At 56.3% G+C, this 25,631-nt stretch carries 26 protein-coding genes; 8 read left to right on the top strand and 18 right to left on the bottom strand.

Annotated features, from left to right (window positions below):
• Positions 1-9 precede the first annotated feature (9 nt).
• Genes ACM6IV_RS11605 through ACM6IV_RS11560 form a run of 10 tightly spaced genes read right to left on the bottom strand, consistent with a single transcriptional unit; the run spans position 10 to position 11,007 of the window.
• Positions 10-1,146 (bottom strand): glycosyltransferase, encoded by a 1,137-nt coding sequence (locus tag ACM6IV_RS11605; RefSeq protein WP_414870088.1) that lies wholly within the window; start codon positions 1,144-1,146, stop codon positions 10-12.
• Positions 1,139-2,107: a glycosyltransferase gene (locus ACM6IV_RS11600; RefSeq protein WP_414870087.1), complete on the bottom strand. Its 969-nt coding sequence runs from the start codon at positions 2,105-2,107 to the stop codon at positions 1,139-1,141. Before ACM6IV_RS11600 ends, ACM6IV_RS11605 begins: the two co-directional genes overlap by 8 nt.
• Positions 2,104-3,471: an O-antigen ligase family protein gene (locus ACM6IV_RS11595; protein ID WP_414870086.1), complete on the bottom strand. Its 1,368-nt coding sequence runs from the start codon at positions 3,469-3,471 to the stop codon at positions 2,104-2,106. The genes ACM6IV_RS11600 and ACM6IV_RS11595 overlap by 4 nt, the downstream gene beginning before the upstream one ends.
• The gene (locus ACM6IV_RS11590) at positions 3,468-4,559 is read right to left on the bottom strand and encodes a glycosyltransferase family 4 protein (protein ID WP_414870085.1); all 1,092 of its coding nucleotides are present in this window, start codon (positions 4,557-4,559) and stop codon (positions 3,468-3,470) included. Before ACM6IV_RS11590 ends, ACM6IV_RS11595 begins: the two co-directional genes overlap by 4 nt.
• Positions 4,556-6,148, bottom strand: a complete 1,593-nt coding sequence (locus ACM6IV_RS11585; protein ID WP_414870084.1) for a GumC family protein — start codon at positions 6,146-6,148, stop codon at positions 4,556-4,558. The genes ACM6IV_RS11590 and ACM6IV_RS11585 overlap by 4 nt, the downstream gene beginning before the upstream one ends.
• 16 nt (positions 6,149-6,164) lie before the next feature.
• Positions 6,165-7,187 (bottom strand): polysaccharide biosynthesis/export family protein, encoded by a 1,023-nt coding sequence (locus tag ACM6IV_RS11580; protein WP_414870083.1) that lies wholly within the window; start codon positions 7,185-7,187, stop codon positions 6,165-6,167.
• A gap of 21 nt (positions 7,188-7,208) precedes the next feature.
• The gene (locus ACM6IV_RS11575) at positions 7,209-7,856 is read right to left on the bottom strand and encodes a CpsD/CapB family tyrosine-protein kinase (protein WP_414870082.1); all 648 of its coding nucleotides are present in this window, start codon (positions 7,854-7,856) and stop codon (positions 7,209-7,211) included.
• Positions 7,856-8,602, bottom strand: coding sequence for a sugar transferase (locus tag ACM6IV_RS11570; protein ID WP_414870081.1), 747 nt, complete (start codon positions 8,600-8,602; stop codon positions 7,856-7,858). Before ACM6IV_RS11570 ends, ACM6IV_RS11575 begins: the two co-directional genes overlap by 1 nt.
• 18 nt (positions 8,603-8,620) lie before the next feature.
• A complete protein-coding gene (locus tag ACM6IV_RS11565; RefSeq protein ID WP_414870080.1) occupies positions 8,621-9,658 on the bottom strand; it encodes an NAD-dependent epimerase in 1,038 nt (345 codons plus the stop codon).
• Positions 9,655-11,007, bottom strand: coding sequence for a UDP-glucose dehydrogenase family protein (locus ACM6IV_RS11560; RefSeq protein WP_414870079.1), 1,353 nt, complete (start codon positions 11,005-11,007; stop codon positions 9,655-9,657). The genes ACM6IV_RS11565 and ACM6IV_RS11560 overlap by 4 nt, the downstream gene beginning before the upstream one ends.
• Before the next feature lie 388 nt (positions 11,008-11,395).
• On the opposite strand from ACM6IV_RS11560, the gene ACM6IV_RS11555 reads away from it, so the two are divergent.
• The 7 genes from ACM6IV_RS11555 (at position 11,396) to ACM6IV_RS11525 (ending at position 18,675) form a co-directional block, all read left to right on the top strand.
• Complete coding sequence (locus tag ACM6IV_RS11555; RefSeq protein ID WP_414870078.1) at positions 11,396-13,093, top strand: sulfatase-like hydrolase/transferase; 1,698 nt, start codon at positions 11,396-11,398, stop codon at positions 13,091-13,093.
• Between the two features lie 198 nt (positions 13,094-13,291).
• Entirely contained in the window at positions 13,292-13,945 is a 654-nt protein-coding gene (locus tag ACM6IV_RS11550; protein WP_414870077.1) for an ABC transporter ATP-binding protein, read from the top strand.
• Positions 13,942-16,413, top strand: coding sequence for an FtsX-like permease family protein (locus tag ACM6IV_RS11545; protein WP_414870076.1), 2,472 nt, complete (start codon positions 13,942-13,944; stop codon positions 16,411-16,413). Before ACM6IV_RS11550 ends, ACM6IV_RS11545 begins: the two co-directional genes overlap by 4 nt.
• On the top strand, positions 16,403-17,470 hold the full coding sequence (locus ACM6IV_RS11540; protein WP_414870075.1) for a lipocalin-like domain-containing protein: 1,068 nt from the start codon (positions 16,403-16,405) through the stop codon (positions 17,468-17,470). The genes ACM6IV_RS11545 and ACM6IV_RS11540 overlap by 11 nt, the downstream gene beginning before the upstream one ends.
• 85 nt (positions 17,471-17,555) lie before the next feature.
• Complete coding sequence (locus tag ACM6IV_RS11535; RefSeq protein WP_414870074.1) at positions 17,556-17,798, top strand: hypothetical protein; 243 nt, start codon at positions 17,556-17,558, stop codon at positions 17,796-17,798.
• 9 nt (positions 17,799-17,807) lie between these two features.
• Complete coding sequence (locus tag ACM6IV_RS11530) at positions 17,808-18,005, top strand: hypothetical protein (protein WP_414870073.1); 198 nt, start codon at positions 17,808-17,810, stop codon at positions 18,003-18,005.
• Between the two features lie 85 nt (positions 18,006-18,090).
• On the top strand, positions 18,091-18,675 hold the full coding sequence (locus ACM6IV_RS11525; RefSeq protein ID WP_414870072.1) for a hypothetical protein: 585 nt from the start codon (positions 18,091-18,093) through the stop codon (positions 18,673-18,675).
• Between the two features lie 330 nt (positions 18,676-19,005).
• Here the strand turns inward: ACM6IV_RS11525 and ACM6IV_RS11520 are convergent, their stop codons facing one another.
• Positions 19,006-19,833 carry a glycosyltransferase family 2 protein gene (locus ACM6IV_RS11520; protein WP_414870071.1) on the bottom strand — a complete coding sequence of 276 codons (828 nt, stop codon included), beginning with the start codon at positions 19,831-19,833 and terminating at the stop codon, positions 19,006-19,008.
• A 226-nt stretch (positions 19,834-20,059) separates the two neighbouring features.
• On the opposite strand from ACM6IV_RS11520, the gene ACM6IV_RS11515 reads away from it, so the two are divergent.
• Positions 20,060-20,872 carry a VanW family protein gene (locus ACM6IV_RS11515; protein WP_414870070.1) on the top strand — a complete coding sequence of 271 codons (813 nt, stop codon included), beginning with the start codon at positions 20,060-20,062 and terminating at the stop codon, positions 20,870-20,872.
• Positions 20,873-20,911: 39 nt separating this feature from the next.
• On the opposite strand, the gene ACM6IV_RS11510 is transcribed toward ACM6IV_RS11515, so the two are convergent.
• The 7 genes from ACM6IV_RS11510 to ACM6IV_RS11480 form a co-directional block, all read right to left on the bottom strand.
• Positions 20,912-21,409 (bottom strand): hypothetical protein, encoded by a 498-nt coding sequence (locus ACM6IV_RS11510; RefSeq protein WP_414870069.1) that lies wholly within the window; start codon positions 21,407-21,409, stop codon positions 20,912-20,914.
• A gap of 59 nt (positions 21,410-21,468) precedes the next feature.
• Positions 21,469-21,939: a hypothetical protein gene (locus ACM6IV_RS11505; RefSeq protein WP_414870068.1), complete on the bottom strand. Its 471-nt coding sequence runs from the start codon at positions 21,937-21,939 to the stop codon at positions 21,469-21,471.
• A 747-nt stretch (positions 21,940-22,686) separates the two neighbouring features.
• A complete protein-coding gene (locus tag ACM6IV_RS11500) occupies positions 22,687-23,076 on the bottom strand; it encodes an Imm50 family immunity protein (RefSeq protein ID WP_414870067.1) in 390 nt (129 codons plus the stop codon).
• Between the two features lie 163 nt (positions 23,077-23,239).
• Positions 23,240-23,632, bottom strand: coding sequence for an Imm50 family immunity protein (locus tag ACM6IV_RS11495; protein WP_414870066.1), 393 nt, complete (start codon positions 23,630-23,632; stop codon positions 23,240-23,242).
• A 60-nt stretch (positions 23,633-23,692) separates the two neighbouring features.
• Entirely contained in the window at positions 23,693-23,926 is a 234-nt protein-coding gene (locus tag ACM6IV_RS11490; RefSeq protein ID WP_414870065.1) for an HNH/endonuclease VII fold putative polymorphic toxin, read from the bottom strand.
• 143 nt (positions 23,927-24,069) lie between these two features.
• Positions 24,070-24,711, bottom strand: a complete 642-nt coding sequence (locus ACM6IV_RS11485; RefSeq protein ID WP_414870064.1) for a hypothetical protein — start codon at positions 24,709-24,711, stop codon at positions 24,070-24,072.
• Positions 24,712-24,838: 127 nt separating this feature from the next.
• Positions 24,839-25,252 carry a hypothetical protein gene (locus ACM6IV_RS11480; protein ID WP_414870063.1) on the bottom strand — a complete coding sequence of 138 codons (414 nt, stop codon included), beginning with the start codon at positions 25,250-25,252 and terminating at the stop codon, positions 24,839-24,841.
• Positions 25,253-25,631: the final 379 nt, after the last annotated feature.

The following is a 25,631-nucleotide window of genomic DNA, read 5'->3' as shown; positions in this document are numbered from 1 at the left end:
TGAGTCCTCTCAACGATTCTGGTCAGGATTCCACTGTGCGTAGCGTTGCCCGCGCAAGAACTGCCACAGGCCGACGCTCATGCCTGCCAGCGTCACCAGCAGGAACGCCGCGAGGCGAAACGGTTTGGGCAAACGGTGTTGCGAATCCAGCAGGCCGGCGATGGCAATTGCGTAACCGATCAATTGCGCGATCAGGCTCAAGCGATAGAAACCGTGCTCGTTCCACAGCCAGAAATTGCTCAGCAGCAGTGGCAGCAAGAGCACCGGCGCCAGTCGACGGATCAGTTTGTGGCTGATCAAGGCGATGGAGTACAGGCCATACTTGAACGGATTCAGCAGTTCGCGGCGTTGCGCCAGGCTTTGCAGACCACCGACGGTGACCCGCTGGCGCCGGCGCCATTGTTTGTCCGCTTCGTCGACGCCCTGGTCGATCACTTGCGCCTGGGGAACGTAAACGATGCGTTTGTGCGCGACCGGCGCGCAGGTACTGATAAAGAAATCGTCGTTGACCTCGGCCGGTACGTTCTGGAACAGTTCGCGGCGCAAGGCGAGCAGGGCGCCGTCGGCGGACACCATGCAACCGGTGCGATTCTCGACCCGGCGCAACCAGCCTTCGTAATGCCGATAGAGGCTGTCGCCGATACTCAGGCCGCCACCCGTGACCGGAATCACCATGTGCCCGGCGCAGGCACCGACCTGCGGATCGCTCAACGGCGCGAGCAAGTGGCCGAGGGTGTCGCGCGACCATTGGTTGTCGGCGTCGGTGAACACCAGAATGTCGCCGCTGCTCACGGCGACGCCGGCATTCAGTGTGGCGGCTTTGCCCTGACGCGGCAGGTCGAGCACGGTGATGCGCGGATCAATCACTTTGTGCGCACAGGCCACAGTGTCATCGTTCGAGCCGTCGCTGGCGAGAATGATCTGCAGCGTCGCCGGTTGGTAATCCTGGGCCAGCAGCGTGCGCAACTTGTGCTCGATGTGTCGCGCCTCGTTGTGCGCGGCGATGACGATGCTCACGTTCAGCGGCGGTGCCGGCGCGTGCCGCCAGGCCGGGAACAGCGGCGCCAGCAAGGTCAGCAGCAGCGGATAGCCGATGTAGGCGTACGCCGGCAGCACAAGGCACAGGCAAAAAATGAATTCAGCCACGGGCGGGCCTCCTGGCGTTCCAATGACACAGACCGAGGATCAACGCGGCGCTGGCCAGGTGCAGGCGCACCCAGTGCAGGCCCCAGAGTTGCAAGGTCAGGTTGACGTTATGGTGGCGAATGCTTTGCCGCACGCTGAGCAGCAGACTGGGTAGCAGGCCCGCCATCAGCAGCATCAACGCCTGCTGCGCATAGCCCGCGAGCAACGCAAAGACCGCCAGAACATCGAGCAACCACACCAGCAATGACAGCAACGGAAAGCGCAGCAGCCGCAGGCTCATGCCGTGGGCGCGGAGCAATTGCAGGTGACTGCCCTGACGCCACAGCTCCTTGCCGATCCATTCGCGCCAGGTCATTTCATAACCCCAATGCAGGGCCACGCTGGTATTGACCGACAGCAAGCGAGCACCGTGTCTGCCCAGACGCAGGGTGTACTCCTTGTCCTCCCCGGTGCGCAGGGTTTCATTGAAACCGCCGACCTTGTCGAACCACTGCTTGCGCATCAGCAGGTTGGCAGTGGGCAGCCATTGCACGCTGCGCGTGGCACGATTCGACGGACGCAAAGAGCGGCGCTGCCACGCGGCGGCATACCATGGCGCGGCGGCCGGGGTGTGCAGGTCCAGGCCGAAGACGTCGCCCTGGGCATCCGCCGCCAGGGCGAACAACGGGGTCAGCCAGTCTTCGGGCATTTCGATATCGGCATCAATGAACGCCAGCCATTCACCGCTGGCAAGCGTTGCGCCACGATTGCGCAAGGCGCCGATCAGCAGACCGGGCAACACCAGCACCTGTGCGCCGAATGCGCGGGCGATCTGTGGCCCGTCATCGGTGGAACCATTGTCGACGACGATCAGTTCACAGTCGATGTCGGCGGCGTTCGCGGCTTTGCGAGCGGCCAGGAGGGTGCGGCCGATGTGCCGAGCCTCGTTGTACATCGGAATGACGACGCTGATCCGGCTCATGCCCTGGCCTCCATCAGCGGTGCTTGCTCGGCTTTCAGGCGCAGCACCCAGGTCAGCGCCAGCATGATCCACAGGTATTTCAGGTTCGGCGCGCTGAGAAACATCAGAAACAGCGTCAACGACAGAAAGCTCATTCCCAGATGGGTAATCAGGTCCGCGTGCTGCCACTCGCGTCGTTGCAGCCATGCGCGTCGTGCGCGGATCAGGTTGTAAAAACCCTGCACGAGCATTCCCACAAACAGCAGGCCGGCGGGAATGCCCACTTCGCTGAAAATCTCCAGATAAGTGTTGTGCGCCCGGCGATACAGGTCGCCGATCTTGCGGTTGGCGGAGAACGCCTTGGCATAACCGGTGGTTGCGTAGTGCAGCGGGAAGGTCCCGGGGCCGGAGCCGAGCAGCGGATGCTCGCGGATGATCTGGCTGCCGACGACAATGTACGAGGCGCGACGGCCGAGGGATTCATCCTGAGCCTTGGCCCCGGCGCTCAAGATACTCAGCGACTGGATACGCGCCAGATAACCGGCCGGCATTGCATAAATCGCCAATGGCAGGACGATGGCGGCGCCGAGCATGGCGAAGCCCAAATGCCGGGGACGAATGCGGTGCAGGTGCTGGCGGTAATGCCAGACCCCGAACGCCAGACTCAAGGCCAATACCACCAGGCCTGAGCGCGACTCCGTTTTGGTCATGCCGCCCAGCAGCAACAGGCAGCAGCCCGCCCAGAACAAACGTTGCAGCAGGTTCGGGCTGCGAATCACCAGCAGCAGGCCCAGCGGCACGGCGAAGGCGATCAGCAGAGCAAAGGCATTCGGGTCTTCGAGCAGGCCGGCGGCGCGGCCCTTGTCCTGGAATCGGCTGGAAAACATTGCCATTGCGCAGGTCGTGCTGACGCTGAGCGTGACCAGTCGGGCGAACAGATCGAGGTTCAGCTCACGGCCGATCAACAGGGTGATCACGAACAGAATCAGGCCCACGCTCAATTCACGCAGATGACTCTGTGACATGCCCATGTTGTCGGTGGCGAGCAGGCTCAGCAGGTACAGCGCCATGAAACCGATCAGGTAGCGCCACAGATTGCTGCGCAGGCGCTGCGATGGAATCTGGTGCAATGCCAGTTGCAACGCCAGGATCAGCGCCAGCGAAGCACCGAGGAATTTGCTCCCGGAAAACGCGCTGTCCTTGAAGAACCCTTCAAATGGCACCAGCGCGGCAATGCCCAGCAAGCCCCAGGCCGGTTTGCGGTACAGCACCGTGAAACCCAGCAGCCCCAGCACCGCCCCCGGCGCCAGATACGGATAAGGACTGACCAGCAAAGCCATGCAGACCAGTGCCAGCAGACTGACGATCGAGAGCGGGAAAATCATGCGCGTGCCTCCCGTGCCGTGTGGATGTACAGCTGCGACCAGCGTTCGGCCAAAGCCTTGAGGTCGTAGCGTTCCTGTTGTGTGCGTCTGGCGTTGTCGCGCAGTTGCGCGGCCAGTTTCGGTTCGGCCAGCAAGGTGTCGAGCTGACGGGCGAGGGCGGCGGTATCGGTCGGTGCGGCGAGCAGACCGTTGTGACGGTCCTGCAAGACATCGGGAATGCCACCGACCGCGAACGCCACCACCGGCACACCGGCCTGCATCGCTTCGAGCAGAATCATCGGCGTACCCTCGGTGCGCGAGCTGATCACCAGCGCATCGAGTTGCTGCCACCAGCCTTGCATCGCCGTCTGATAGCCCGGCAGCCGAATCCGCTGTTGTAAACCGGCAGCGTCGATACGCGCCTGCAAGGCCTCACGTTCCGGACCGTCACCGAGCATCACCGCGTCCAGTTGCGGATGCTGGTGACACAGCGCAATCAGCGCATCAAGAAACAGATCCGGGCCTTTCTCGCTGCTCAACCGACCGACGTAACCGGCCAGCCAGCGTGGTCGCTCCAGCGCCGGCGGCATCGCTGGCGCTGCTGGCAAACCGTTGGGAATCACCTGCAACTTCTCAGCACGGACGCCGGCCTGACGGTGCAGCGCAGCGATGCTTTGCGCTACACAGATCACCCGCTTCACCGAGGCCGTGCGGCACAGTTGCAGGCTCAGCCAGGTGTAGAACTTTTGCTTGCGACTGCGCGGGGTGAAGCCGTGCTGAGTGGCCACCAGCGGCAGGCGCAACAGCGTTGCGCCGACCCAGCCAAACAGTTGTCCTTTGAAGTTGTGCGTGTTGAGCAACGGCTGGTCACTGCGGCGCTGATGCAAGTGCCGCAGTAGCCCGCCGAGCCCGGCACAGCCGCGAGCGTCCACCCCGGCCTGGCGAAAGCGCTCGATCAGCTCGGCTGGCGCGTCGAGGAACAGCACCTGATGCTGCCCCGGCGTCGCCAGACAATGATCCAGCAACATCCGCTCGGCTCCGTAGAAGCCGCCGCTGCTGAGCAAATGAATGATCGGCAGGGCGACGCACGGGGTGGACGCCGCGTTCAATTGCGCACCCAGTGAACCAGGCTAGGCATGGTCCAGTTCTTGTGCGGATTGCCGGGCTGCGACGTTTCTTCGTTGAGCACCAACAGCACCGGCAGGCCCAGTTCATGACTGATTTGCGCCGGATGCTTGAAGCGGTGATCGAAGAACTCACGCACATAGACAAAGGCAATGGCCAGCAGCAGACCGGTGAGCATGCCAAACGGAATGATCAGCATCGGCTTGGGAAACGCTGCCTCGGTCGGTTCATACGGCGGACTCAAGACACGGGCGTTGGACAAGTCGTTGTCCAGCGCGCGGGTCGTGCTGCTTTCGGCAAAGCGTTGCGCATAGGTTGAAAACGCTGCGTGCAATGCGCCGATCTCGGTGTCCATCTGGCGCAGCTTGCTTTGGGTCTGCTGCAATTGATGGATGCGATTCTTGAACTCGGCGATGCGCGCGGTTTTCTGCTCGATGACCTGGCTGACCACCGACAGGTCGATCGTGCGTTCCTGAATGCGGTTGTTGACCACTTTGAGGAACTGCTGGCGGGTGCGCGCAATCTGCTCGCGCGCCAGCAACATCGGTTCGCTGCCGGGCTGAAAGACCGCGAGGTCGTTCATATAGCGGCTGACCTGAGTGGTCAGCGCCTCGCCCATCTGCCTGATCTCGCGGTCTTCGAACGCGATGTTGTCCACCGTCGTGGTGAAGGTGAACGGGAAGGTGTAGTCGTTAAGCTTGTTGGTGTTGGCGGCGGCCAGGCTGGTTTTCAGGTAATCGAGCCAGCGCTGGCTTTGCAGCAAGCGATCGCGATACAGGTTGAGGGCCTGTTCTTCGGTATTGATCGCGTTGAGGCGAAAGGTGATTTCCTCTTTCGGATCGGACGAACCGACGCTTTCCAGCAGGCTCAGCCGCGCGCCTTCCAGACCGTCGAGCCGCACCTGATACTGATGCTTTTTGGTCTCGTAGAACGAGTGCGGCAGCTCGATCGATTGCAGCGCCTGACGATCGACCAGATAGTTTCGCAGCAACGTGGCAACAAACGTTGTGCCCTGGGCAGGATCAGGGAAGCTGTAGACGATCGAGATCACATTGGAGCCCGGCAGGGTTTCGATCTTCAGATTGTCGATGGCGTCCTGGGTCAAGCCATCCAGTACCGTGTCGCGCACCGGATCGGTTTCCATGCCCAGTGCGTCACGCAGCGGATTGATCACGTATTCGCGCAGCGGCGTGCTGACGTAGCGCTTGAACGGTTCGCCGGCCAGCTTGCTGAGCATCCCCGGCGGCGGGTTGTACTGACCCTGGTCGCGCAGTTCGCTGATGGTCTGACGAATCAGCGCCGGCGAACGGAGGATATTGCTTTCGGTTTCCATGTCCGCCAGCGACGGCGGAATGAAGGTGGCGTTGTCCTGGGTCAGCGACGTGGTTGCATCGCCCTGGGAGAGTTTTTTCGACTGCACGATCACCTGCGCGGTGATATCGAAGCTCTGTTTGAGCAACAGCGGCAGCAACAGCGCGATCACTGCAAAGATCAGGAAGATGCGCTTCACCAGTTGCTTGTTGGCGAAGAAAATCCTGAAGAACTCGTGCAGGTAATTTTCTTTTGGGTTCATGTCGTTCACCTGAGAGTCAGTTGTCACTGCCTTTGTTGTCGACGCGGTAGCCGAAGCTGAAACCCACGCCCTGGAACAGCACCACATCCGCCAGTTGCCGGGCGAGTTCGCCGGCGCTGGCCAATTTGGTTTTTGGCACGTAGAGCATGTCGTCCGGCTGCAGATAGGCGATTTGTGGCGCGTCACCGGACAGTGCTTTCTCCACGTCGTAGTTCATCGCCTGCACCTGATTGCCGTTGCGCCGCATGATCACCACCGAATCCAGCCGCGCCTTGACGTTGGTACCGCGCGCCAGGGTCAACGCCTCAAGCACCGACACTGGCCGACGGATCGGGTACGAGCCCGGTTGAGCGACTTCGCCGAGCACATAGATCTCGTTGCCGGCGGTGGATTTCAGCAGCACATCCACAGTCATCCGTCCCGGCAATTGCGCATACTTGCTGTTGAGGAAGGTTTCCAGTTGATTGACGGTCATGCCTTGCAGCGGCACCGCGCCGATTTCCGGAAAACTCGCATAACCATCGGTGCCGACGGTGATTTCGCGGCTCATACCGGTGGCCGGGTGGTTCAGCGCGCTTTTGAGGTTCTGCTCGTTGCTCAGCGGGCTGAGAATCTGCACCGCGAGCTGATTGCGATTAGGCTGGAACAGTTGCTTGCGCTCATAGGCACGCTGGATTTCCTGACGCGCTTCTTCGCTGGTCAGCCCGGCGATTTTCACCGAGGTGTTGGCGCCGGGCAGTTCGATGGTGCCATCGGGCAGCACCAGTTGCGTGCCGTTGAGCTGACTGGCGGCGGTGAAGTTCAGGCCGATCTGATCACCCGACTGCACGCGGTAAGCGTCCGAGCCGCTGGTACTGATGTGGAAAATCACATCCAGCACGTCTTTCGGACGCAGGGTCTGCTCGACCCTCGGCATGTCGGTGGCCTGCGCATTGGCCGGTGTGGCGGTGAGGATATTCACCGGCATGTTGCGGGTCTCGGAATTGCTGGTGCAGCCTGCAAGCGGCAGCAACAGCAGGACAAGCATTTTGGCGTTCATGGCGTCATCCTTTGCGTTCGCTTACAGGTTTTTGTAAAGCCATTTGGGCATGTAGTACTTGCGCCGGTTGAAGACGCTGCCGACCACTTTTGCCCCGGCCTGAGTCAGGCGTTGCACGGCGGCCTGGGCGACTTCCCAGCGGGTGTCTTCGGCGCGGACCACAAACACCACGCCGTCGACCTGAGTGCTGATGACCAGGGTGTCGGCGGCGGAGTACACCGCGTCGCCGTCGATCACCACGAAGCGGTACTGGCTGCCCAGTTGATCGAGCAACGGGCTCAGGCGCTCGGCGGTCAGGTGCTCCAGCGTGCGGATCGGCCGGCCGTTGGGCAGCACGTGGAAGGGCAGGCTCGACACCTGCACCACGCAGTCCTGCAACAACGGCGGGTTGTCCGGGTTGAACAACAGGTCGCGCAGGCCGCGCTCCTTGCTCAGGTTCATCTGCTGGGTGAGGTTGTCGGCCGACTGGCTGGCGTCGACCAGCAGCACCTGGCCGCTGCTCATTTGCGCCAGTTGGCTGGCCAGCGCCAGGGCACTGGTGGTGGTGCCAGCGCCGGGATTGGCGGCGGTCAGGAACAGGATCCGCAGATCGAGATCCAGCACGGTCGAGGTCAGGTTCGATTCGCTGGGGGTGGCGATGCTCAGGCTTTTGTTGGTTGAACCGTCCATTAGCTTGCTCCGTGGCCGCTGAATACTTTGAAGGGGGTTTTCAACAGAATCTTCAGATCAAGCAGAAGGCTCTGCTCGGCGATGTAGCTGAGGTCCAACTCAACGCGCTGGTCGAAGTCGATATTGCTGCGTCCGGAGATCTGCCACAGGCCGGTCATGCCGGGGTAGATCGCCAGACGCGCGAGGTGATTGTCCTTGTAGCGATAGGCGTTGAACGAGGTCGGACGCGGGCCGACCAGGCGCATGTCGCCGGTCACTACATTGATCAGGTTGGGCAGCTCATCAAGACTGGTGCGCCGCAGGAAACCGCCGATGCGGGTGATGCGCGGGTCGTGGTCGATCTTGAAATCGATCGCGTCGGCACCGTGCTTGTTGAGGTGGCGCAGCGACTCTTTCAGTTCTTCGGCGTTGGCCACCATGGTGCGAAATTTGTACATGCCGAATTTGCGCCCGCGATAGCCGGTGCGTTTCTGCACGAACATCACCGGCCCTGGGCTGCTGAACTTGATGACCAGTGCCAGCCCCAGCAACAGCGGGGAAAACAATACGAGGATCAGCAGCGCGCCAAGGCAGGCAACCACGCGATTGGTGCGTGACAGCTGCCATGGCCGACCGCCGTCGCGGCCCGTGAACCAGCCGCGACCCTGGCGATGGATCGCCGCGTCGAGACGCATTCGGTGCTCGGGATCCACGCGCTTGTCGCGGCGCATTTCTAGGATCGGTACACCTTTCTCATGTCCAGTCATGGAGTCCTCCACATTGATTCAGCCGCGAACGGCACGTGGGCGATAGGCAGTGGGGTAGTAGTCGCGGAACCAGGCGATGAAACGCCCGAGTCCCTCATCCAGCTCTATCCGGGGCTGAAATCCGGTGGCCTGGGCCAGATCGCTGGTCTCGGCGCAGGTGTTGAGCACGTCGCCCGGTTGCAGCGGCAGCAGCTCGACAATGGCTTTGCGGCCCAGATGTTTTTCCATCAGCGCCAGATAGGTTTTCAGCTCGACCGGGTGCTGCCCGCCGATGTTGAACAGGCGCCACGGCGCCATGCTGCTGGCGGGGTCGGGCTGCTCGCGATCCCACTGCGGATTGACCGGCGGTGGCTGATCGATGAGGCGGGCGATGCTTTCGATGATGTCGTCGACGTAGGTGAAATCGCGCTGGTGTTCGCCGTAGTTGAACAGCTTCAACGGTGTGCCTTCACTGATCGCCCGGGCGAACTGGATCGGCGACATGTCCGGCCGGCCCCACGGCCCGTACACGGTGAAAAAGCGCAGGCCGGTGCAGGGAATGCCGAACAGATGGCTGTAGCTGTGCGCCATCAGTTCATTGGCTTTTTTGGTGGCGGCGTACAGCGATAGCGGATGGTTGACGCCGTCCTTCACCGAATACGGCGTGTGCTGGTTGGCGCCGTACACCGAACTCGACGAGGCGTAGATCAGGTGCTCGACCGGATGATGCCGGCAGCTTTCAAGAATGTTCAGAAAACCGTTGAGGTTGCTGTCCAGATACGCTCGTGGATTTTCGAGCGAGTAACGCACTCCGGCCTGCGCGGCGAGGTGGATCACCACTTGCGGACGTTCGCGGACAAACAGTGCGTCGATGGCCGAGGCATCGGCCAGGTCAACCGTGGCCAGCTGGAAATCGCCGACCTGCTTGCGTACCCACTGCACGCGGTCGTGCTTGAGTTGCGGGTCGTAATAGGCATTGAAATTGTCCAGGCCGACCACCGAGTGGCCGTCGCGCATCAACCGCAACACGCAATGGGCACCAATAAAACCGGCGGCGCCGGTGACCAGCACCTTCATGGCCGCAGTCCTTCAGGGGCAATGTGGCGCAGACCGATGCCGCTGTAATGCAGGCCGGCGGCCGCCACTTGTTCCGGGTTGTAGAGGTTGCGGCCGTCGATGATCACCTTGGAGCGCAGCTTTTCGGCAAGCAGTTCGAAATCGACCACGCGGAAATTTTTCCACTCGGTGCAGATCACCAGTGCATCGGCGTCTTCCAGAGTGTCGTCGCGGGTCGCACACAGGTGCAGATCGTTGCGGTAACCGTAAAGGCGCCGGCATTCGGACATGGCTTCCGGGTCGTAGGCCTGCACGCTGGCGCCTTCGGCCCACAGTGCATCCATCAGATAACGGCTGGGCGCTTCGCGCATGTCATCGGTGTTGGGTTTGAACGCCAGGCCCCAGACCGCGATGGATTTGCCGGCCAGGCCTTGGGGGAATTGCGCTTTCAATTTGCTGAACAGGATGTGCCGTTGCAGATCGTTGACGTCGGTAACGCTGCGCAGCAGTTTCAGCGGCATGCCGTTGTGTTCGGCGGTGTGCAGCAGAGCGCGCAGGTCTTTGGGAAAGCACGAGCCACCGAAGCCGCAGCCCGGATAGATGAAGTGGTAACCGATGCGCGGATCAGAGCCGATGCCTTTGCGCACCGCTTCGATGTCGGCACCGAGCAATTCAGTGAGATTGGCCAGCTCGTTCATGAAACTGATGCGCGTGGCGAGCATGGCGTTGGCGGCGTACTTGGTCAGCTCGGCGCTGCGGTTGTCCATGAACATCAGTTTTTCGCGGTTGCGGCAGAACGGCGCGTACAGCTCGCTCATTTGCTCGCGAGCTGCCTCGTCGCGGGTGCCGACGATGATCCGGTCCGGGCGCATGCAGTCGGCGAGGGCGCTGCCTTCTTTGAGGAATTCAGGGTTGGAAACCACACGTACGGCCAAATCACCTTTGCCGCGGCGCTGCAGTTCACTGTTGGCGGTGGCCAGTACCTGATCGGCCGTGCCCACTGGCACCGTGGATTTGATGATCAGCGTGCGGTCGGCTTCCATGTGCGAAGCGATCTGCCGGGCGACGTTGAGCACGTGGCTGAGGTCGGCGGAACCGTCCTCGTCGGCCGGGGTGCCGACGGCGATGAAAATCAGCTCGGCGTGCTCCACCGCATCACTCGCCTGGGTGCTGAACAACAGGCGCCCGGCCTTGATGTTTTCCTCCAGCGTGCCGGATAAACCGGGCTCGCTGATGGGCGGCACCGCTTGTTGCAGTTGTTTAATTTTGTTTGGGTCAATGTCCACGCATAAAACGCGATGACCGACATCTGCAAGTGCGGCGGCTTGTATAAGTCCGACATAGCCAGTGCCAAATACGCTCACGTCCATCTGCGCACCTCAATAACACCAAAAAGTTAACTACGGAATGAGATCGTTAAAGGGGTATAGCGCAGCGTTTGAAAAGCGTGTCAGCAAAATGACATGTTGCATCGGTATAACACTTGAGTGTTTTTTGGCGATTGGCCATCAAGTCATTGCTGCGATTGAAATTGTTGCTTTCGTGCAGATTTGTTCAGATTTCAACTAAGCGATAAACGGTCGCAAGCCGCTAATTCAAAGGCTTATGGCAGGGAGCGTGTGTCAGATTTGAGTCATCGTTTTTTTGACGCTTTATATTAAAAGCAGTCAATTCTTGCGCTTTTATAGCCGGGTGCTAGTGTCAGGTTCTGATTGCCAGACCTTTGACTCCCTGCCTTTTCGCAAGACCGGTATCGCCATGTTCAGATATGCCAAAGAATTGCTCTTAATTGTTTATCTGTTGCTTTTTTCCGAATATTACATTGATCGGTTAAATGCTATCGGCCTCAGTTTTGCTGTACTTCTTTTTGGCGCGATGTTTTTGGCGCTCGCTTTGGCATTATATCTAACGGCGTATATAAGGCAGGCTCTCATTCGCCACGTGTTCGCATTGGCAATGTTTGTTTCGGCGGTATTTTTCGACGTTTGTACCCGGGTCACGACGGAATACCTGACCTACAGCGGTTTCGTCTCATTGGTGTACTCCGGCGGTTTCATCCAGGAAGCGGCGTACCAATACCGGGACGCGATCCTGCGTGGCGTACTCAGCGGTTTGCTGTTGCTGCTCGGCATCGGTCTGAAACCCCGCCATGGCCTGGCGATTCCCAACGCCTTGCGTGTGGCGGCGCCGTTGTGCGGCGTGTTGTTGCTCAGTGCCGTGCTGTTCTTGCGAGCGGGTGAGGGCGCCCGGGGCTTGCCGATCATGTACACGCCGCTGGCCTACCTCAATTTGTTTGCCTATGAAGCGCTGCACAACACCGTCGGCCCGCGTGAACCGGTGACACTGGCGCGCGCCCCGCAAGCGGTCGGCCACGACATCGTGCTGATCATCGACGAAAGCATCTCCGGCAATTATCTGGACATCAACGCGCCGTTCGGCGTGCACAGCAACCTCAAACAAGCGCGTCCCGGCGTCGCTATCTTCAATTACGGTTACGCCGCGTCCATCGCCAATTGCAGCGCCGACACCAACGTGACCCTGCGCTACGGTGGCACCCGCGCCGACTACATGCGCATCAACACCACGTTGCCGTCGATCTGGCAGTACGCAAAAAAAGCCGGACTGCGCACGGTATACATCGACGCCCAGCGCACCGCTGGCAACCTGCAGAACCTGATGACCGACACCGAGAAAAAGGACATCGACGAATTCGTGCAATTCGACCAGACCAGCGTGCGTGATCGCGACATGGCCGCTGCGGCGAAACTCATCGAATTGCTCAACGACGACAAACCGCAACTGGTGGTGATCAACAAGGTCGGCGCGCATTTCCCGGTGCACGACAAATACCCGGATGCGTTCATGGCCTACCGTCCGACCTTGCCGCGCGGGCAATTCACCGAAGTGGCCGATACTGGCGAGCGCAACGGCTTCAATGGTCAGCCGGATGACTGGGTGCTGTATCGCAACGCCTACAAGAACACCGTGTTGTGGAATGTCGGTGAGTTCTTTGCGCGGGTCTTCGCTCAGGGCAATCTGAACAATGCGTTGCTCATCTATACCTCCGACCACGGCCAGGATCTGCACGAGCGCGGCAATCCGGGATTGAACACCCACTGCGGCGGCGCTCCGGTGGAGGAGGAAGGGCTGGTGCCGCTGGTGGTGATTTCCGGCAGTGGGTTGAAGACGCTGGACTGGTCGGCGCAACTGGCGACAAACAAGGATCGCTCCAGCCACTACAACATTTTCCCGACGCTGTTGCAGTTGATGGGCTATGACCTGGCGGGGATCGAGGCCGTGTACGGCAAGCCGCTGACGGTGCCGACGGCGGATGAGTTCACCTTCAACTATCGTTTCAACGCGCGGCTCGGGGCCAAGCCTGAGTGGAAGCACATTGATCTGGGCAGCATTGTCACGCCGTCGCAGGCGCCGGCGAGTGTCGCGGCCGGTCAGTAAGTTTTGCATTGGCAGGGCTGGCCTCATCGCTGGCAAGCCAGCTCCTACAGTGTTTTAGGGTGAATGCAAATTCGTGAACAACCTCAATCCCTGTGGGAGCTGGCTTGCCAGCGATGGGGTCATTTGCTTCAACGCAAGATTCAAGTCTGTCATCGCCATCCGCTATCCTTGCCCCACACTGACCGATCAGGTGGCGGCATGCTTCGTGTTGAAAACGTCTTCAAAAGCTATTTCACCCCGCAAGGCGCCTTGCCGGTGCTGCAAGGCGTCGACCTGACGCTGGAATCCGGCAGCAGCCTGGCGCTGATGGGCGAATCCGGCAGTGGCAAAAGCACGTTGCTGCACCTGGTGGCCGGTCTCGACCACGTCGACAGCGGCAGCATTCGCAGCGGCGAGCATCGATTGGAAGGGATGAACGAGGCGCAACTGGCGAACTGGCGGCGGACGGAAATCGGCCTGGTGTTCCAGCAGTTCAACCTGATCGGCAGTTTGCGCGTCGAGGACAATCTGGCCTTTCAGGCACGTTTGGCCGGGCGCCATGAGCCGCGCTGGCAGGCGCATCTGGTGCAGCGTCTGGGTCTGGGCGATTTGCTCAAGCGTTATCCCGAGCAACTTTCCGGTGGCCAGCAGCAGCGGGTCGCATTGGGCCGGGCATTGGCCTCGCAACCAAAATTGTTGCTGGCCGATGAACCCACCGGCAGCCTCGATGAAGCGACCAGTGATGAAGTACTGCGCTTGTTGCTGGAATTGCTCGATGACACACCGACCACCTTATTGATGGTGACCCACAGCCCGCGGGTGGCGGCGCGCCTGGCGCAGCGAGTGGTGTTGTCCAGCGGGCGGCTGACGTGAGCGTTTTCCGTCAGACCCTGCGTGCGCTGCTCAGCCATTGGCGGCGACATCCGGTGCAGTTCTTCAGCGTGCTGACCGGTTTGTGGCTGGCGACCAGTCTGCTCACTGGCGTTGAGGCGTTGAACAGTCAGGCGCGTGACAGCTATGCGCGGGCCAGCCAGTTGATCGGCGGCGAACCGCAAGCCAGTCTCAGCACGCCGAACGGTGCAACCTTCCCGCAGCAATGGTTCGTTGATCTGCGCCGACAAGGCTGGCCCGTGTCACCGCTGCTGCAGGGCCGGTTGCTGCTCAAGGGCCATGAAAATCAGCGCCTGCAACTGATGGGCATCGAGCCGGTGTCATTGCCGGCCGATTCCGCAGTGGCCGGACAGGCGCTGGCGATTGAGCGTGTTGTCGAGTTCTTCACGCCGCCGGGCAGTACCTGGATTTCTCTGGAAACCTTGCAGGCGCTGGATCTGCGCGAAGGCGACACGCCGCAAACGGCCAATGGTCTGCGATTGCCGCCGTTGCTTGCGCAAAAGGACATGGCGCCCGGCGTCTTGCTGGTGGACATCGGCGTCGCGCAAACCCTGCTTGAACAACCGGGACAATTATCACGGCTGTTGCTGCCCAAGGATTTCCACGCCGAGTTGCCCGCCGAGTTCAAAGGCCAGTTGCAGCTCAAAAGCAGCGGCGAGGAAAACAATCTGGCGCGACTGACCGAGAGCTTTCATCTGAATCTCGATGCGCTGGGTTTTTTGTCATTCGTGGTCGGCTTGTTCATTGTCCACGCCGCCATCGGACTTGCGCTGGAACAACGCCGAGGTCTGCTGCGTACGTTGCGCGCCTGTGGGGTCAGCGCGCGGATGTTGATCTTGTGCTTGGTCGTTGAACTGGGTGTGCTGGCGCTGATCGGCGGATTGTTCGGCGTGATCAGCGGCTATTGGCTGGCAAGTGTCTTGCTGCCGGATGTCGCCGCCAGCCTGCGCGGTTTGTATGGCGCGGAGGTGGCGGGGCAGTTGCGCCTCAGCCCCTGGTGGTGGTTCAGCGGTATCGGCTTGAGCCTGCTCGGCGCCTTGCTCGCCGGCGCCAACAGTCTGTTGCGCGCCGCCCGTTTACCGTTGTTGGCCGTGGCGGATCCGCAAGCCTGGCATCAGCAATATGCGCGCTGGTTGCGCCGGCAGGGTTGGCTGGCGGTGCTGCTGGGTTTGCTTGCGTTGCTGGCGTTGATCTGGGGTGACAGTCTCGCCAGCGGTTTTGTGCTGATGGCCGGATTGTTGATTGGCGCCGCATTGGCTTTGCCGGTGTTGCTCAGCGCGTTGTTGAATCAGTTGCTCGGGCGCAGCCGTTCGGTGCTGGGTCAGTGGTTTCTCGCCGATTGCCGTCAGCAATTGCCGGCACTGAGCCTGGCGCTGATGGCGTTGCTGTTGGCGCTCGCTGCCAACATCGGCGCCGGCAGCATGACTGCCGGTTTTCGCCAGACCTTCGATGACTGGCTCGAACAACGCCTGAGCGCTGAGTTGTATATCAACCCGAGCAATCCGGCACAGTCTCGGGAAATGTACAGCTGGCTCAAGCAGCAACCGAATATCGCGGCGATTCTGCCCAACTGGCAGGTCGCGGTGACGTTGCAGGGTTGGCCGGCGGAGGTGTTCGGCATCATCGATCACGCGCACTATCGCCAGCACTGGCCGCTGCTCGATGCGATCAGCGGCGACCCATGGGCGCATCTGGCCACGGATGATGCGGTGATGCTCAGCGAGCAATTCGCCCGGCGCCTGAAATTGCACGTGGGGGAACACGTGGCGATTGCGACCCCCAACGGCCCATGGTCGCCGCGCATCGTTGGCATATACGCCGACTACGGCAATCCCAAGGGCCACTTGCTTGTCAACATCCACCACTTGCTGCGCGGCTGGCCACAACTGACGCCGAACCGCTTCAATCTGCGCATCGAGCCGCACAACATCCCGACCTTGTTGAACACCTTGCAGACGCGCTTTCAACTGGAAGACAGCCGCATCGTCGATCAGGCGCGGCTCAAGGGCTGGTCGGTGCAGGTTTTCGAACGCACCTTTGCGGCGACGGCGGCGTTGAATAGCCTGACCCTGGCGGTGGCGGGCGTGGCACTGTTCATCAGCCTGCTGACGCAAAGCCAGAGTCGCCTCGGCCAACTCGCACCGCTGTGGGCGTTGGGCGTAACGCGGCGGCAATTGATGCTGCTCAATCTCGGTCAGACCTGGCTGCTGGCCGTGCTGACATTGCTGTTGGCGTTACCGCTGGGAATCGCACTGGCGTGGTGCCTGGACGCGGTGATCAATGTGCAGGCGTTTGGCTGGCGGCTGCCGTTGCGGGTGTTTCCGTGGCAATTGCTGCAACTCATGGGGTTGGCATTGCTGGCGACGTTATTGGCTTCGGCATGGCCGCTGTATTCGCTATATCGCACGCAACCAGCGGACCTTTTGAGGACGTTTGCCCATGAGGATTAACTTCGTGGTGCTCATGGTTTTGTTGCTGCTCGGTGGGTGTGATCAGTCAGCGCCTGAGCAGAAGGGCTTCGCCGGGATGGGCGATCAGGCGTTGGCGTTTACGCCGGTGGTGTCGGGAAGGGTGTTCAGTTTCCCGGCAGATCATGCTGCCCATGCCGGTTTCCGCATCGAGTGGTGGTATGTCACTGCCAATCTCAAGGATCAGCAGGGCAACGAGTTCGGCGTGCAGTGGACCCTGTTTCGCAGTGCGCTGAAACCGGTGGCGGAGCAGACGGGTTGGGCTGATCAGACGATCTGGCTGGGGCACGCGGCGGTGACGTCCAGTACGGTGCATCACGCCGCCGAACGTTACGCCCGAGGTGGGGTGGGGCAGGCGGGTGTGCGGTTGGCGCCGTTCGAAGCGTGGATCGATGATTGGCGGTTTGCCAGTCAGGCGCAGGATCCCTTGAGCGATATGCAACTCAGCGCGCGTGACAAGGACTTCGCCTACCAACTGCACCTCACTTCCAGCCGTCCATTGGTGTTGCAGGGGGACAAGGGTTTCAGCCAGAAATCCGAGGAGGGTCAGGCGTCGTATTACTACAGCCAACCTTTTTTTCAGGCCAGCGGCACGTTGCAGATCGACGGCCAGACCTACACCGTCAGCGGCCCGGCATGGCTCGACCGCGAATGGAGCAGCCAGCCGTTGACCGCCAATCAGACTGGCTGGGACTGGTTTTCCCTGCACCTGGACAGTGGCGAACACGTGATGCTTTACCGCATGCGCCAGAAGGACGGCGCGCCGTATATTACCGGCACGTGGATCGCCGCCGATGGCCAGACGCAAACCCTGAGTAGCTCGCAGATCCAGCTCATCCCGCAAGACACCGCCACAGTCGCTGGCCGGGCGATGCCGGTGAAATGGTCGATCAGCATCCCCGACAAACACCTCGCCATCACTCTCGATGCGCTCAACCCCAACGCCTGGATGAATCTGCGCATTCCGTACTGGGAAGGCCCGGTGCACATCAGCGGCAGCCATCCCGGCCAGGGCTATCTGGAAATGACCGGGTACTGAGAGGTCTCCATAAATCCTACAAAGATTTGGTTTGAACTCGGATTACCGTGCTGTCCTCTACAGAGAAACCTGTCGAGGATTTGCCATGAGCGACGACCTGCAACCCCCAGACATGAACACTTGGCAGCGCCTGTTCAATGACCAAACCCTTTGGCAGCAATCCCCCGACGCGCATTACTTCGATCTGCAACGCATCGCCGACGATCTGCTCGGCCAGGGCGCCATCGACCTGGGGCAATGGCAACTCCTGCGCGCCAAAGCCGACGATCTGCACAAGGATTCCCCCTCCATCAACGTCACCCGTGAACTCGACGACCCCGAAGCCTGAGGACTACCTATGAAGCCGATCACCCAAGGCGAACACCCCGACGAACCCCGTCCAGCGGGCGAAACCGAACGCGACAACGATGCCTTGCGCCCCACCGACCCGAAACAGCGTGAAAACACTGGCAAAGGCACGCCCAGTGGCGAATCCACCGCGCAAGACACTGCAAAGCAACAGACCCCCTCGCCACAAACCAAAGCCAAGCCCTGAACAGCGTCTATGCTCACTGGCACGTCCGCCGCGCAAGTCGATTAGGCGTCGGGCGCTGCCATTCATCACAGGGAAAGTAATGCATATGAAGCTCGACGCACTGGCCAAGGCCATCACCCTCGCAACCGTACTGTCCGTCTCCAGCTTCGGCGCCATGGCTGCCGATATTCCGCTGTCCGCCACCATCGAAGCGGATCAGGTCACCACCAAAGTGGTCTCCGTCGATCCCGCCAACCATCAAGTCGTGCTCGAAGGCGCCGAAGGTCGTCAGGTCCATGTTCAGCTCAGCGACAAGGCGAAAAACCTCGCCAATCTGAAGGTCGGCGATCTGGTCAAAGTCGAAGTGCAGCGTTCTGTTGCCGCTTCCCTCGACACTGATGTGGATAAAGGTCTGCCTGGCACGACCGAGCGTACCGGTGAGTTACGTAAGGCTCCGGGCAGCGATAACCCTGGTGGCGAGGCGTACCGTCAGGTTCAGGTGCAATTGAAAATCACCAAAATTGATTTGAAGACAAATCAGGTGACCCTGCAAAACCCGCAAGGCCAATCCAAAATCCTCGACGTGAAAAACCCTGAAATTCAAGCCAAGCTGAAAGACCTGAAGGAAGGGCAGAGCGTTATTGTCACTTACACCGATATCTTAAAAGTGACCAGTCAACACGAAAGTTGAGCTGTAGCTCTACAAGATGGCTGCTCTTGTACAGTTTTTGTATGAGAGTAGTCATGTTATTAGTTCGGTTTGAAGTTTTTGAAAGTTTCATGAAAGGAATCGTCGATAAATATCTATTAACGTTTCAGTACATAAATTTCATATTCAGGAATGAGGACATAAGCGCCAACTTCTATTAAAATCCCTTCCGTTCGCCCAGTGTCAGGGCTCTTTACCGGTGCATGGATTGCCAGGCCATTACACTGGGCGAACACCTCTTCGGAGTGGATGTATACAATTTCCGCAAACAAAAAGGGCGACTTCATAGTCGCCCTTTTTGTTTGCCGTGAATCAAGCCGAAGCGTGCGCCTCAGCGTTGTCTTGTTGCCCCTGAAAGCGCTTCAGCGTGGCCTGATACATTTTTGTCCTGCGGTGATTTTTCCCGTAGGTGCCCGCTGCGGCAACCGTCCCTGCCTGGATGTGATCCAGATAGCTGAAAATCTTGCGCGGTGAGAGAAACTTGATGCCATAGCCCAGGCTGCTCATCCGATCTTGCAGCGCGTAACCTGGCACCTGTTCATCCATGCAGAAGTGCAGGCCCTGGGACTTCATCAAACGTGCATTCCACAATGTACAGAAACTTTTCAAGTGAGTTTCGTTGTACGGCCTTGGCATTTTCGAGCGCAGGCCCAGACGCACTTTTGCTTTACGAACATAGTGCTTGCAGAAACGCGAAGTTAAACGCCAGATGTCACGAACGACCCCACGATTAAGTTGTTCGACACAACCGACTGCGGCCATGTTCGGTGTTTTCGTGCACTCGCGCATCATCATGGCAAACACCGCTTTGTCGTAGACAAAGGTATCGGTGTGCAACAGAAACAGATAATCGGTCTCGACTTTTTCCAGCGCCAGATCCAGTGCCTTGCCATGGGCAATATGGCCATCTTCCTTGCCCGGCGAAGCCCGTTCGATCAAGTTGATCCAGTCGAGCGAGCGCAAGTAATCGAGACTGGCATCCGCCGAATCGTTATCCACCACCCACACCGGAATGCGTTGCTCCTGGACGTGCTCACGCAAAAGCTCGAGACACATGCGGGTGATGTCCGGGGTTTTGTAATTTACCAAGACAAGGCTGAAGTTCGACGCTGGCTGGGTTGGTAAATCAAACGCTTTCATGTCAGAAGGACTCATCTGCGATTCAAGGACAACAGGGTTTCGTGGCCGCGATCGTAGCGGCGCAACCTTAGTCGAACCTTAATTTGCGGATTGCGGCGTCCGGCAGAGTGTGTCGAAGTGAGACCGTTTCTCTATGAAATGCATAGGGTGCTGCCGGTCATTACCGGATAAAATGCGCGCCCTCTCACGGTTCAAGGAAGAAACGGCGACCGCCGTTGTGTCACGGATGAAACCACTTTCCCTCTACCATCCGGCCCTGTACTGGCTGCGCGTGTGGCAAAAAAGACTGTTCCGCCAGATTGCCTGGCGCTGTTCCAGCAAACGCTACGCACGCCCCGTCGCCATGGCTGAGCGCCTGCCATTTCGCTACCTCAAACACACCTCGAAACTCATCCGCAAACTCGGCGACTCCGACCTCGCCCTGCAACACAACAAAGTCATCAACCTCAAACTCGCCGTCGCCACCATCGACGGCGTCATCATCGCTCCCGGCGAACACTTCTCCTTCTGCCGCCTCGTCGGCCGCCCGACGTTGAAGCGCGGCTACGTTGAAGGCATGGAACTGTCTTTCGGCGAGGCACGACGCGGGGTAGGCGGTGGAATTTGCCAACTGAGTAACCTGATTCACTGGATGGCAATTCATTCACCGCTGGTGGTGGTCGAGCGCTCCAACCACAGCTTCGACCCGTTTCCGGATGAAGGGCGGGTGCTGCCGTTCGGGTCCGGGGCGGCGATTTTCTATAACTACGTTGATCTGGTGCTGCACAACCCCACTGATCGGAGCTTTCAGCTGAAGTTGAACGTCGGCGAGTCACAACTCGAAGGCGAGTTGTTGTGTGATCAGGTGAGGGAATATCGCTATCACGTGTTTCAAGAGGCGCATCGGTTTGTGCGGGAGGGTGCGCGGGTGTATCGGGAGAATGAGATTTGGCGGGAAGTGCGGGAGAAGGGGCAGGATGGGGAATTGGTGGAGAGGGTTAGGTTGTATCGGAATCGGGTGGTGGTTAAGTACGAGGTGGCAGACGAGTTGATCGGGTAGGGCGCGTGAAAGCGCTTCGCTGACGATGTCGCCCTTTGATCAGTTTTTGAAATACAACTCATCCAGCTGGCGTCTGCGTATCGAGAGGTACTCCTCCCATACCTTGGGAAAGTCCTCATCTTTGGTTAGAGGGAAGGTCAGATAAATGTACTTTCCAACAACGCTGATGTATTGCCTCGCGCGTTTGAAGGCCGGCTGCTCGAAAGCTGCAACGCTTTCATCATAGGCGTCATGGTAGTGATAGATGCTCACCCGATGGGGAGCGATCATGCATCGCGAAAAATCGATCACCCAGCAGCTATCAACGGCTGTACTCAAATAACCGTAAACACCATCAGTAGATAGACGCAGGCATGAATTTGCCTGGGTCCCGTCGTCATCATTGACCAGAATGATCTGGTCCGCGAAGTAATGAATATTCCTGCCGTCCGGCCCTTGCAACGACAAGCTCCAACCTTCGGCTCCCATACGGAATTCACCGTTGTTATCAAAGGTTGCTGTCCATCCATTGGCTAGAGTGATCTGATGTTTATTCATGAGGGTTGGTCAAGTATCGAGCTTACGGTGGTATGAGGTAGTCACATTAAATATCTTGCTCAAAGGTGTTCGAGGTCAATTAGACAGCCTTTGAGTTTTAATCGCCTGAGTTCATCATTAAATTTGTATTTTGGCAAGAGTTCGTTTTTTATGTCGTACTGCTGGCTAAGGAAACGGAATAACTTCCCTATGTTTTTTTTGCTGTTTTCGTCAAGGCTCTCAACCAAGTCGTAATTATTGTCCGACAGAAATTCGATTTTGCTTTTAAGTGTGTAGTAAGCGCTTATGTTTGAAAGCAATCCTTCCGCATCTGAATAATCTTCTTTTAAGTGCTCTATATATTTTTCAAATATAGTTGTCAGCAGAGGTTGTGCTGATTTTTGATGTTTTAAAACTCCGCACATTTCCTGCCAGTTGCTAATGAAGAGATGATCTCCCCAGTCGGAGCCACGGGCAAAATATTTCCCATTGCCTTTAAAGAAATCAAATATTTCATGAAGTTCTAAGGCTGTTTCAAAGGTGGTTTTCATTGAGGCTTTTTCCAATCATCAAAATTTTCAATGGCGCTGCGGAGAAAAAAGGGGGGTGGATTTATTTTCAGTTTGTAGAAAATAAATCTGTCCCATTTTTATTTTTTCGCGTTTTTATTTTTTCTTCTATTTGTATTTCATGCTTCGATCATGAATGATTCAATCTGCTTGATGAATTCAATTTTGCTTTTAGTTCTGAATTCACCGAGAAAAACTTCGGAGTTTTTAACCGGTTTTCCTTTGTGATCATATTCGATTTTTAAGAAGTCAGTTACAAACTCTCCGTCGGGGTCTCCCTCTGGTTCTACTCTAGAATCGAAGCAGTGCCCAGTACTACGCCTTACGCCCCCTAGTAGTACTGAGCAGGTGAACCAGTCATTAGTTTCTGGAGTCAACTCAACCTCAAAAAAATTGTTGATTGTTATTGTCCAGCCGCTTGGCACTCGAATTGGTTGAAGTTCGTGCTTTAGTTTGGGTCTCATTTTACATTGCCCATATAGTTTTTAACTTGTTCAGGTGAGGCTGCAACGCTGTGTATGACAGGTTCGCCAGCTCTTGAAAGTTCAATCCTAACCCAGCTTGTTAGCTCGCCATTGTTGTAGCTAATAGGGGTTTCTGATCTATAAAAATATATCTTGAATCTCCACGGTCAAACACTTTTTCATCGAGAAAAGGGGGCGGATTTATTTTCAGTTATCATCTTCTAAGAAAGAAAACGTGGTCCGCTCGGGTTGTGTCTAGTTGCTGCTATACTGCGCCGTCGTTATGGTATGCCTTAATGTTGGCAATGGTACTACTTTTTGCAGTGCAAGTGGCTATGCACGAACTCCCAAATTCAAGTTTGATTCTTTGATTTGAGCCATCTTGGGTGATGATGATGTTGGTAGGGCCGCTTAAGTTGAAGCTTTCCACGTTGAAGCTCTCTACGTTTACTATGTGAAGTTGGAATTCGTATTCATTGTAATTTTGTTCCCGCCATTTCTTAGGGGCGACGGAATGTTCCACTTGGCTATATAACTTCAAGCAAATAGAGTTTCCATCAAGTATGACGTACGAAGTGTGCACTCTGGCGGGAGAGTGGTCTTCACCAAAAATAGAAGTCCACTGTTTTTTATTTGAGATTGAAGATGTCCACATCGTTAGTGTCACTCAAAACTTAGAAAAGAAAACGTGGTATGTCCCCGACTGCGCCAGGGGCTGCCCCCCGATTACACTGGATAATGGCGCAGGATTATGTCTAGCGTGTATCTGTCAGCAAATTTTTGTTGTTTTCGATGCGTGAGTAGTTGGCTTCTTAACGCTACTCTGGTGAATTAAAATAGGCGGATGGGCCGCATAGCAAAGGATGTTTTGTTGTGAAATCTATTATTGATTCATCATTTTTTGCGCGAACTCTATAGTTGTCGCCTTCATTCGATATCGTGATGGTTAAATTTTTTTTTGTGGGGATGTTTTTTATTAGAAGTCCTTGGATATTGCCGCAGTTGAGACCGATTCTGCAGGTGTTAAAACCAGATTGTTTCCACTTGGTGGGAGGCGTTTCAGGATACTCTGTAATGTCAAATTCGAGAATTATTACTGGTCTGTTATTGTCTATATTTAGGGAGAATAGCGTAACCTCTCCGATAGGGATTGGAGTTGTGAAAACTTTATTAAAGAATAAGCTTCCATCTAGTTCGTTCCAAGACTTCATTTTTTATCCTTAAAGTAATAGTGGTCTTTAGCTCTAGGTACTTTGCCTGTTCTTGGGTTTTCAATTGGCCGTAGATTGAAAGTGAGCTGTCTGGTCGCCTTTGTTGCCTGGTTCGTGGAATTGATGTCCTGCTGAGTGGTCTTGAATGATTACTTTTGAACCGTCAGCACGCGTAAATTGATATTCACTTGTAAGAATCGGTTTCCCTTCACTGTTTAAAATACTTTCGCCAGCTTTATCTGTCATTCTTGCATACTTATATTGTTGTGTTTTACCTGTCGTAGGATCAAACACGGGATCCGGGTTTTGGGATCTAATGTTATTCTGGGACAGACTACTATAAATAGCGAGGAAGAGGTGAGTTTCTAGAGGGTAGATTATAGATGCAAAAAAGAAACCGTGGTCTGTCCCCGTTCACGCCGTTGTCTTGCGTAATGTTAAAGGTTGTTTATTGTTTGGGGGAGTTCGGTGTGTTTAATTTTCTCGATTTTTAGATTTTCAAGTAGTGATGTGAGTTTATTTAGGCTTTCTGCTGGCGCTATAAGTTGTAAGGTTGAATGAGTGTCGCTTTCTAAAAATCGAGCGATAAGCGTCTCTTTGTCAATGGTCATAAAATCAAAAACGCTTTTTGAAGTGACGGCCTTGTCACCTTTACTTAGTTGGTCCCATAGGAGGAATTTATCTGGTTCGATTTTTTTTAGAATTAGAAAAGTATTTCTGTATTGTGTTAGTTTGTCTGGCCTAGATTTGTTTTCAAGAGTGTCAGTCGGATCTAAGTAAGAGTATATTTTTGTATTTTCATTTTTCTTTATTACTCCATTAGCGCCTAGAGTAGACTCAATGTCCTTGCGTAGACGAATCTCTTGGGTTTTTTGATCTTCCAGGGAGTAGCCAACAGTCCGCCACTTTATAGTTGTAGGCCATTCCTGCGCCAGAGAATGGCTGATTTTTTCCCAATTTGACCAAATGTCCTGCAAAGACGCCGAGATAAGTGTAAAACTCACAAAGTCAGGAGAAAGCGTGTACTCGGGTTGCTCGCAAAGCTTAACTCCTGACTCGCATATGTAAAAAGTTCTCATGATTATTCTTTCTTAAAGTAATTAATCAGGGACGGACCACGTTTAAAGTGCGAATCGGAAAATATAGCCTGTCTCCTATTGCGCGGAGCTCCCAAGTGAAAAGGTGGCTCATATATCGTTTTTGATCTTATTCTGTATCAATGAGTTTTTTGTATCGGTTGAATATAGTTATGCAGGTTTGATCTTCGTTAACTAGGTTTTCATAAAAGCTGTCGTCTTCAGCCCACTCTTGAAAAACAAATTGAGTTTTGTTTTTATTGTTGTGAGTCTCCTTGGATTTCAAAATCCAGTGAGATGAAAGTTTCTTGTCGGAAATCTCAAAAAAATCCAGGGCAAACGGTTTTGGATATTCGTCATAGGGCTCTGTGCAAATGTAAAGCCAGGGGCAGTTATCCCAAAGCTCAATGCCATAGACTACATATTCTTTTCCAATTTCGATTTCCAGTTCATCGTCGCCAATTGAAATGTAGCGCTTTAGTCTTGATGCTGCTTCTGTAGAGAAGTTTTCGCCTATCTTGTTTGTTTTGCATGTGACTTTCACTTTTTGTCTCCGGGTGGAACGCTTGGATCGTTACCCCATAGAAAATAAATCTGTCCCTTTTTTAGTCTTTTTTTATGGAAAAGAAACGTAATGTCCCTGGTCACGTTTACGCGTTAGGACTTCTATTTTTAAATATTTGTTAGGTGAAGTGAAAAACCCTTTTGGCTGTTCAGGGTAGATATGGACTGCCCCCACTTACCATTGTTCTATTGTTTGTATACTCGATAACCCGCATCAAAATCGCTAACGGTGTGCATATTGCTGTAGGTTGTGTCGAATATTCCCTGAATTGAAGGTTGGGCACGATTTGCTTGTAAATTTAAGAGTTCTACTGAGTTCTGAAGTTCTTCGTATGTTGCTATATAAGTGTGGTTCGAAG

It is taken from the genome of Pseudomonas sp. IT-347P (assembly GCF_949768005.1).
Taxonomy (GTDB): Bacteria; Pseudomonadota; Gammaproteobacteria; order Pseudomonadales; family Pseudomonadaceae; genus Aquipseudomonas.
This window is presented reverse-complemented; position numbering and strand designations above follow the sequence as displayed.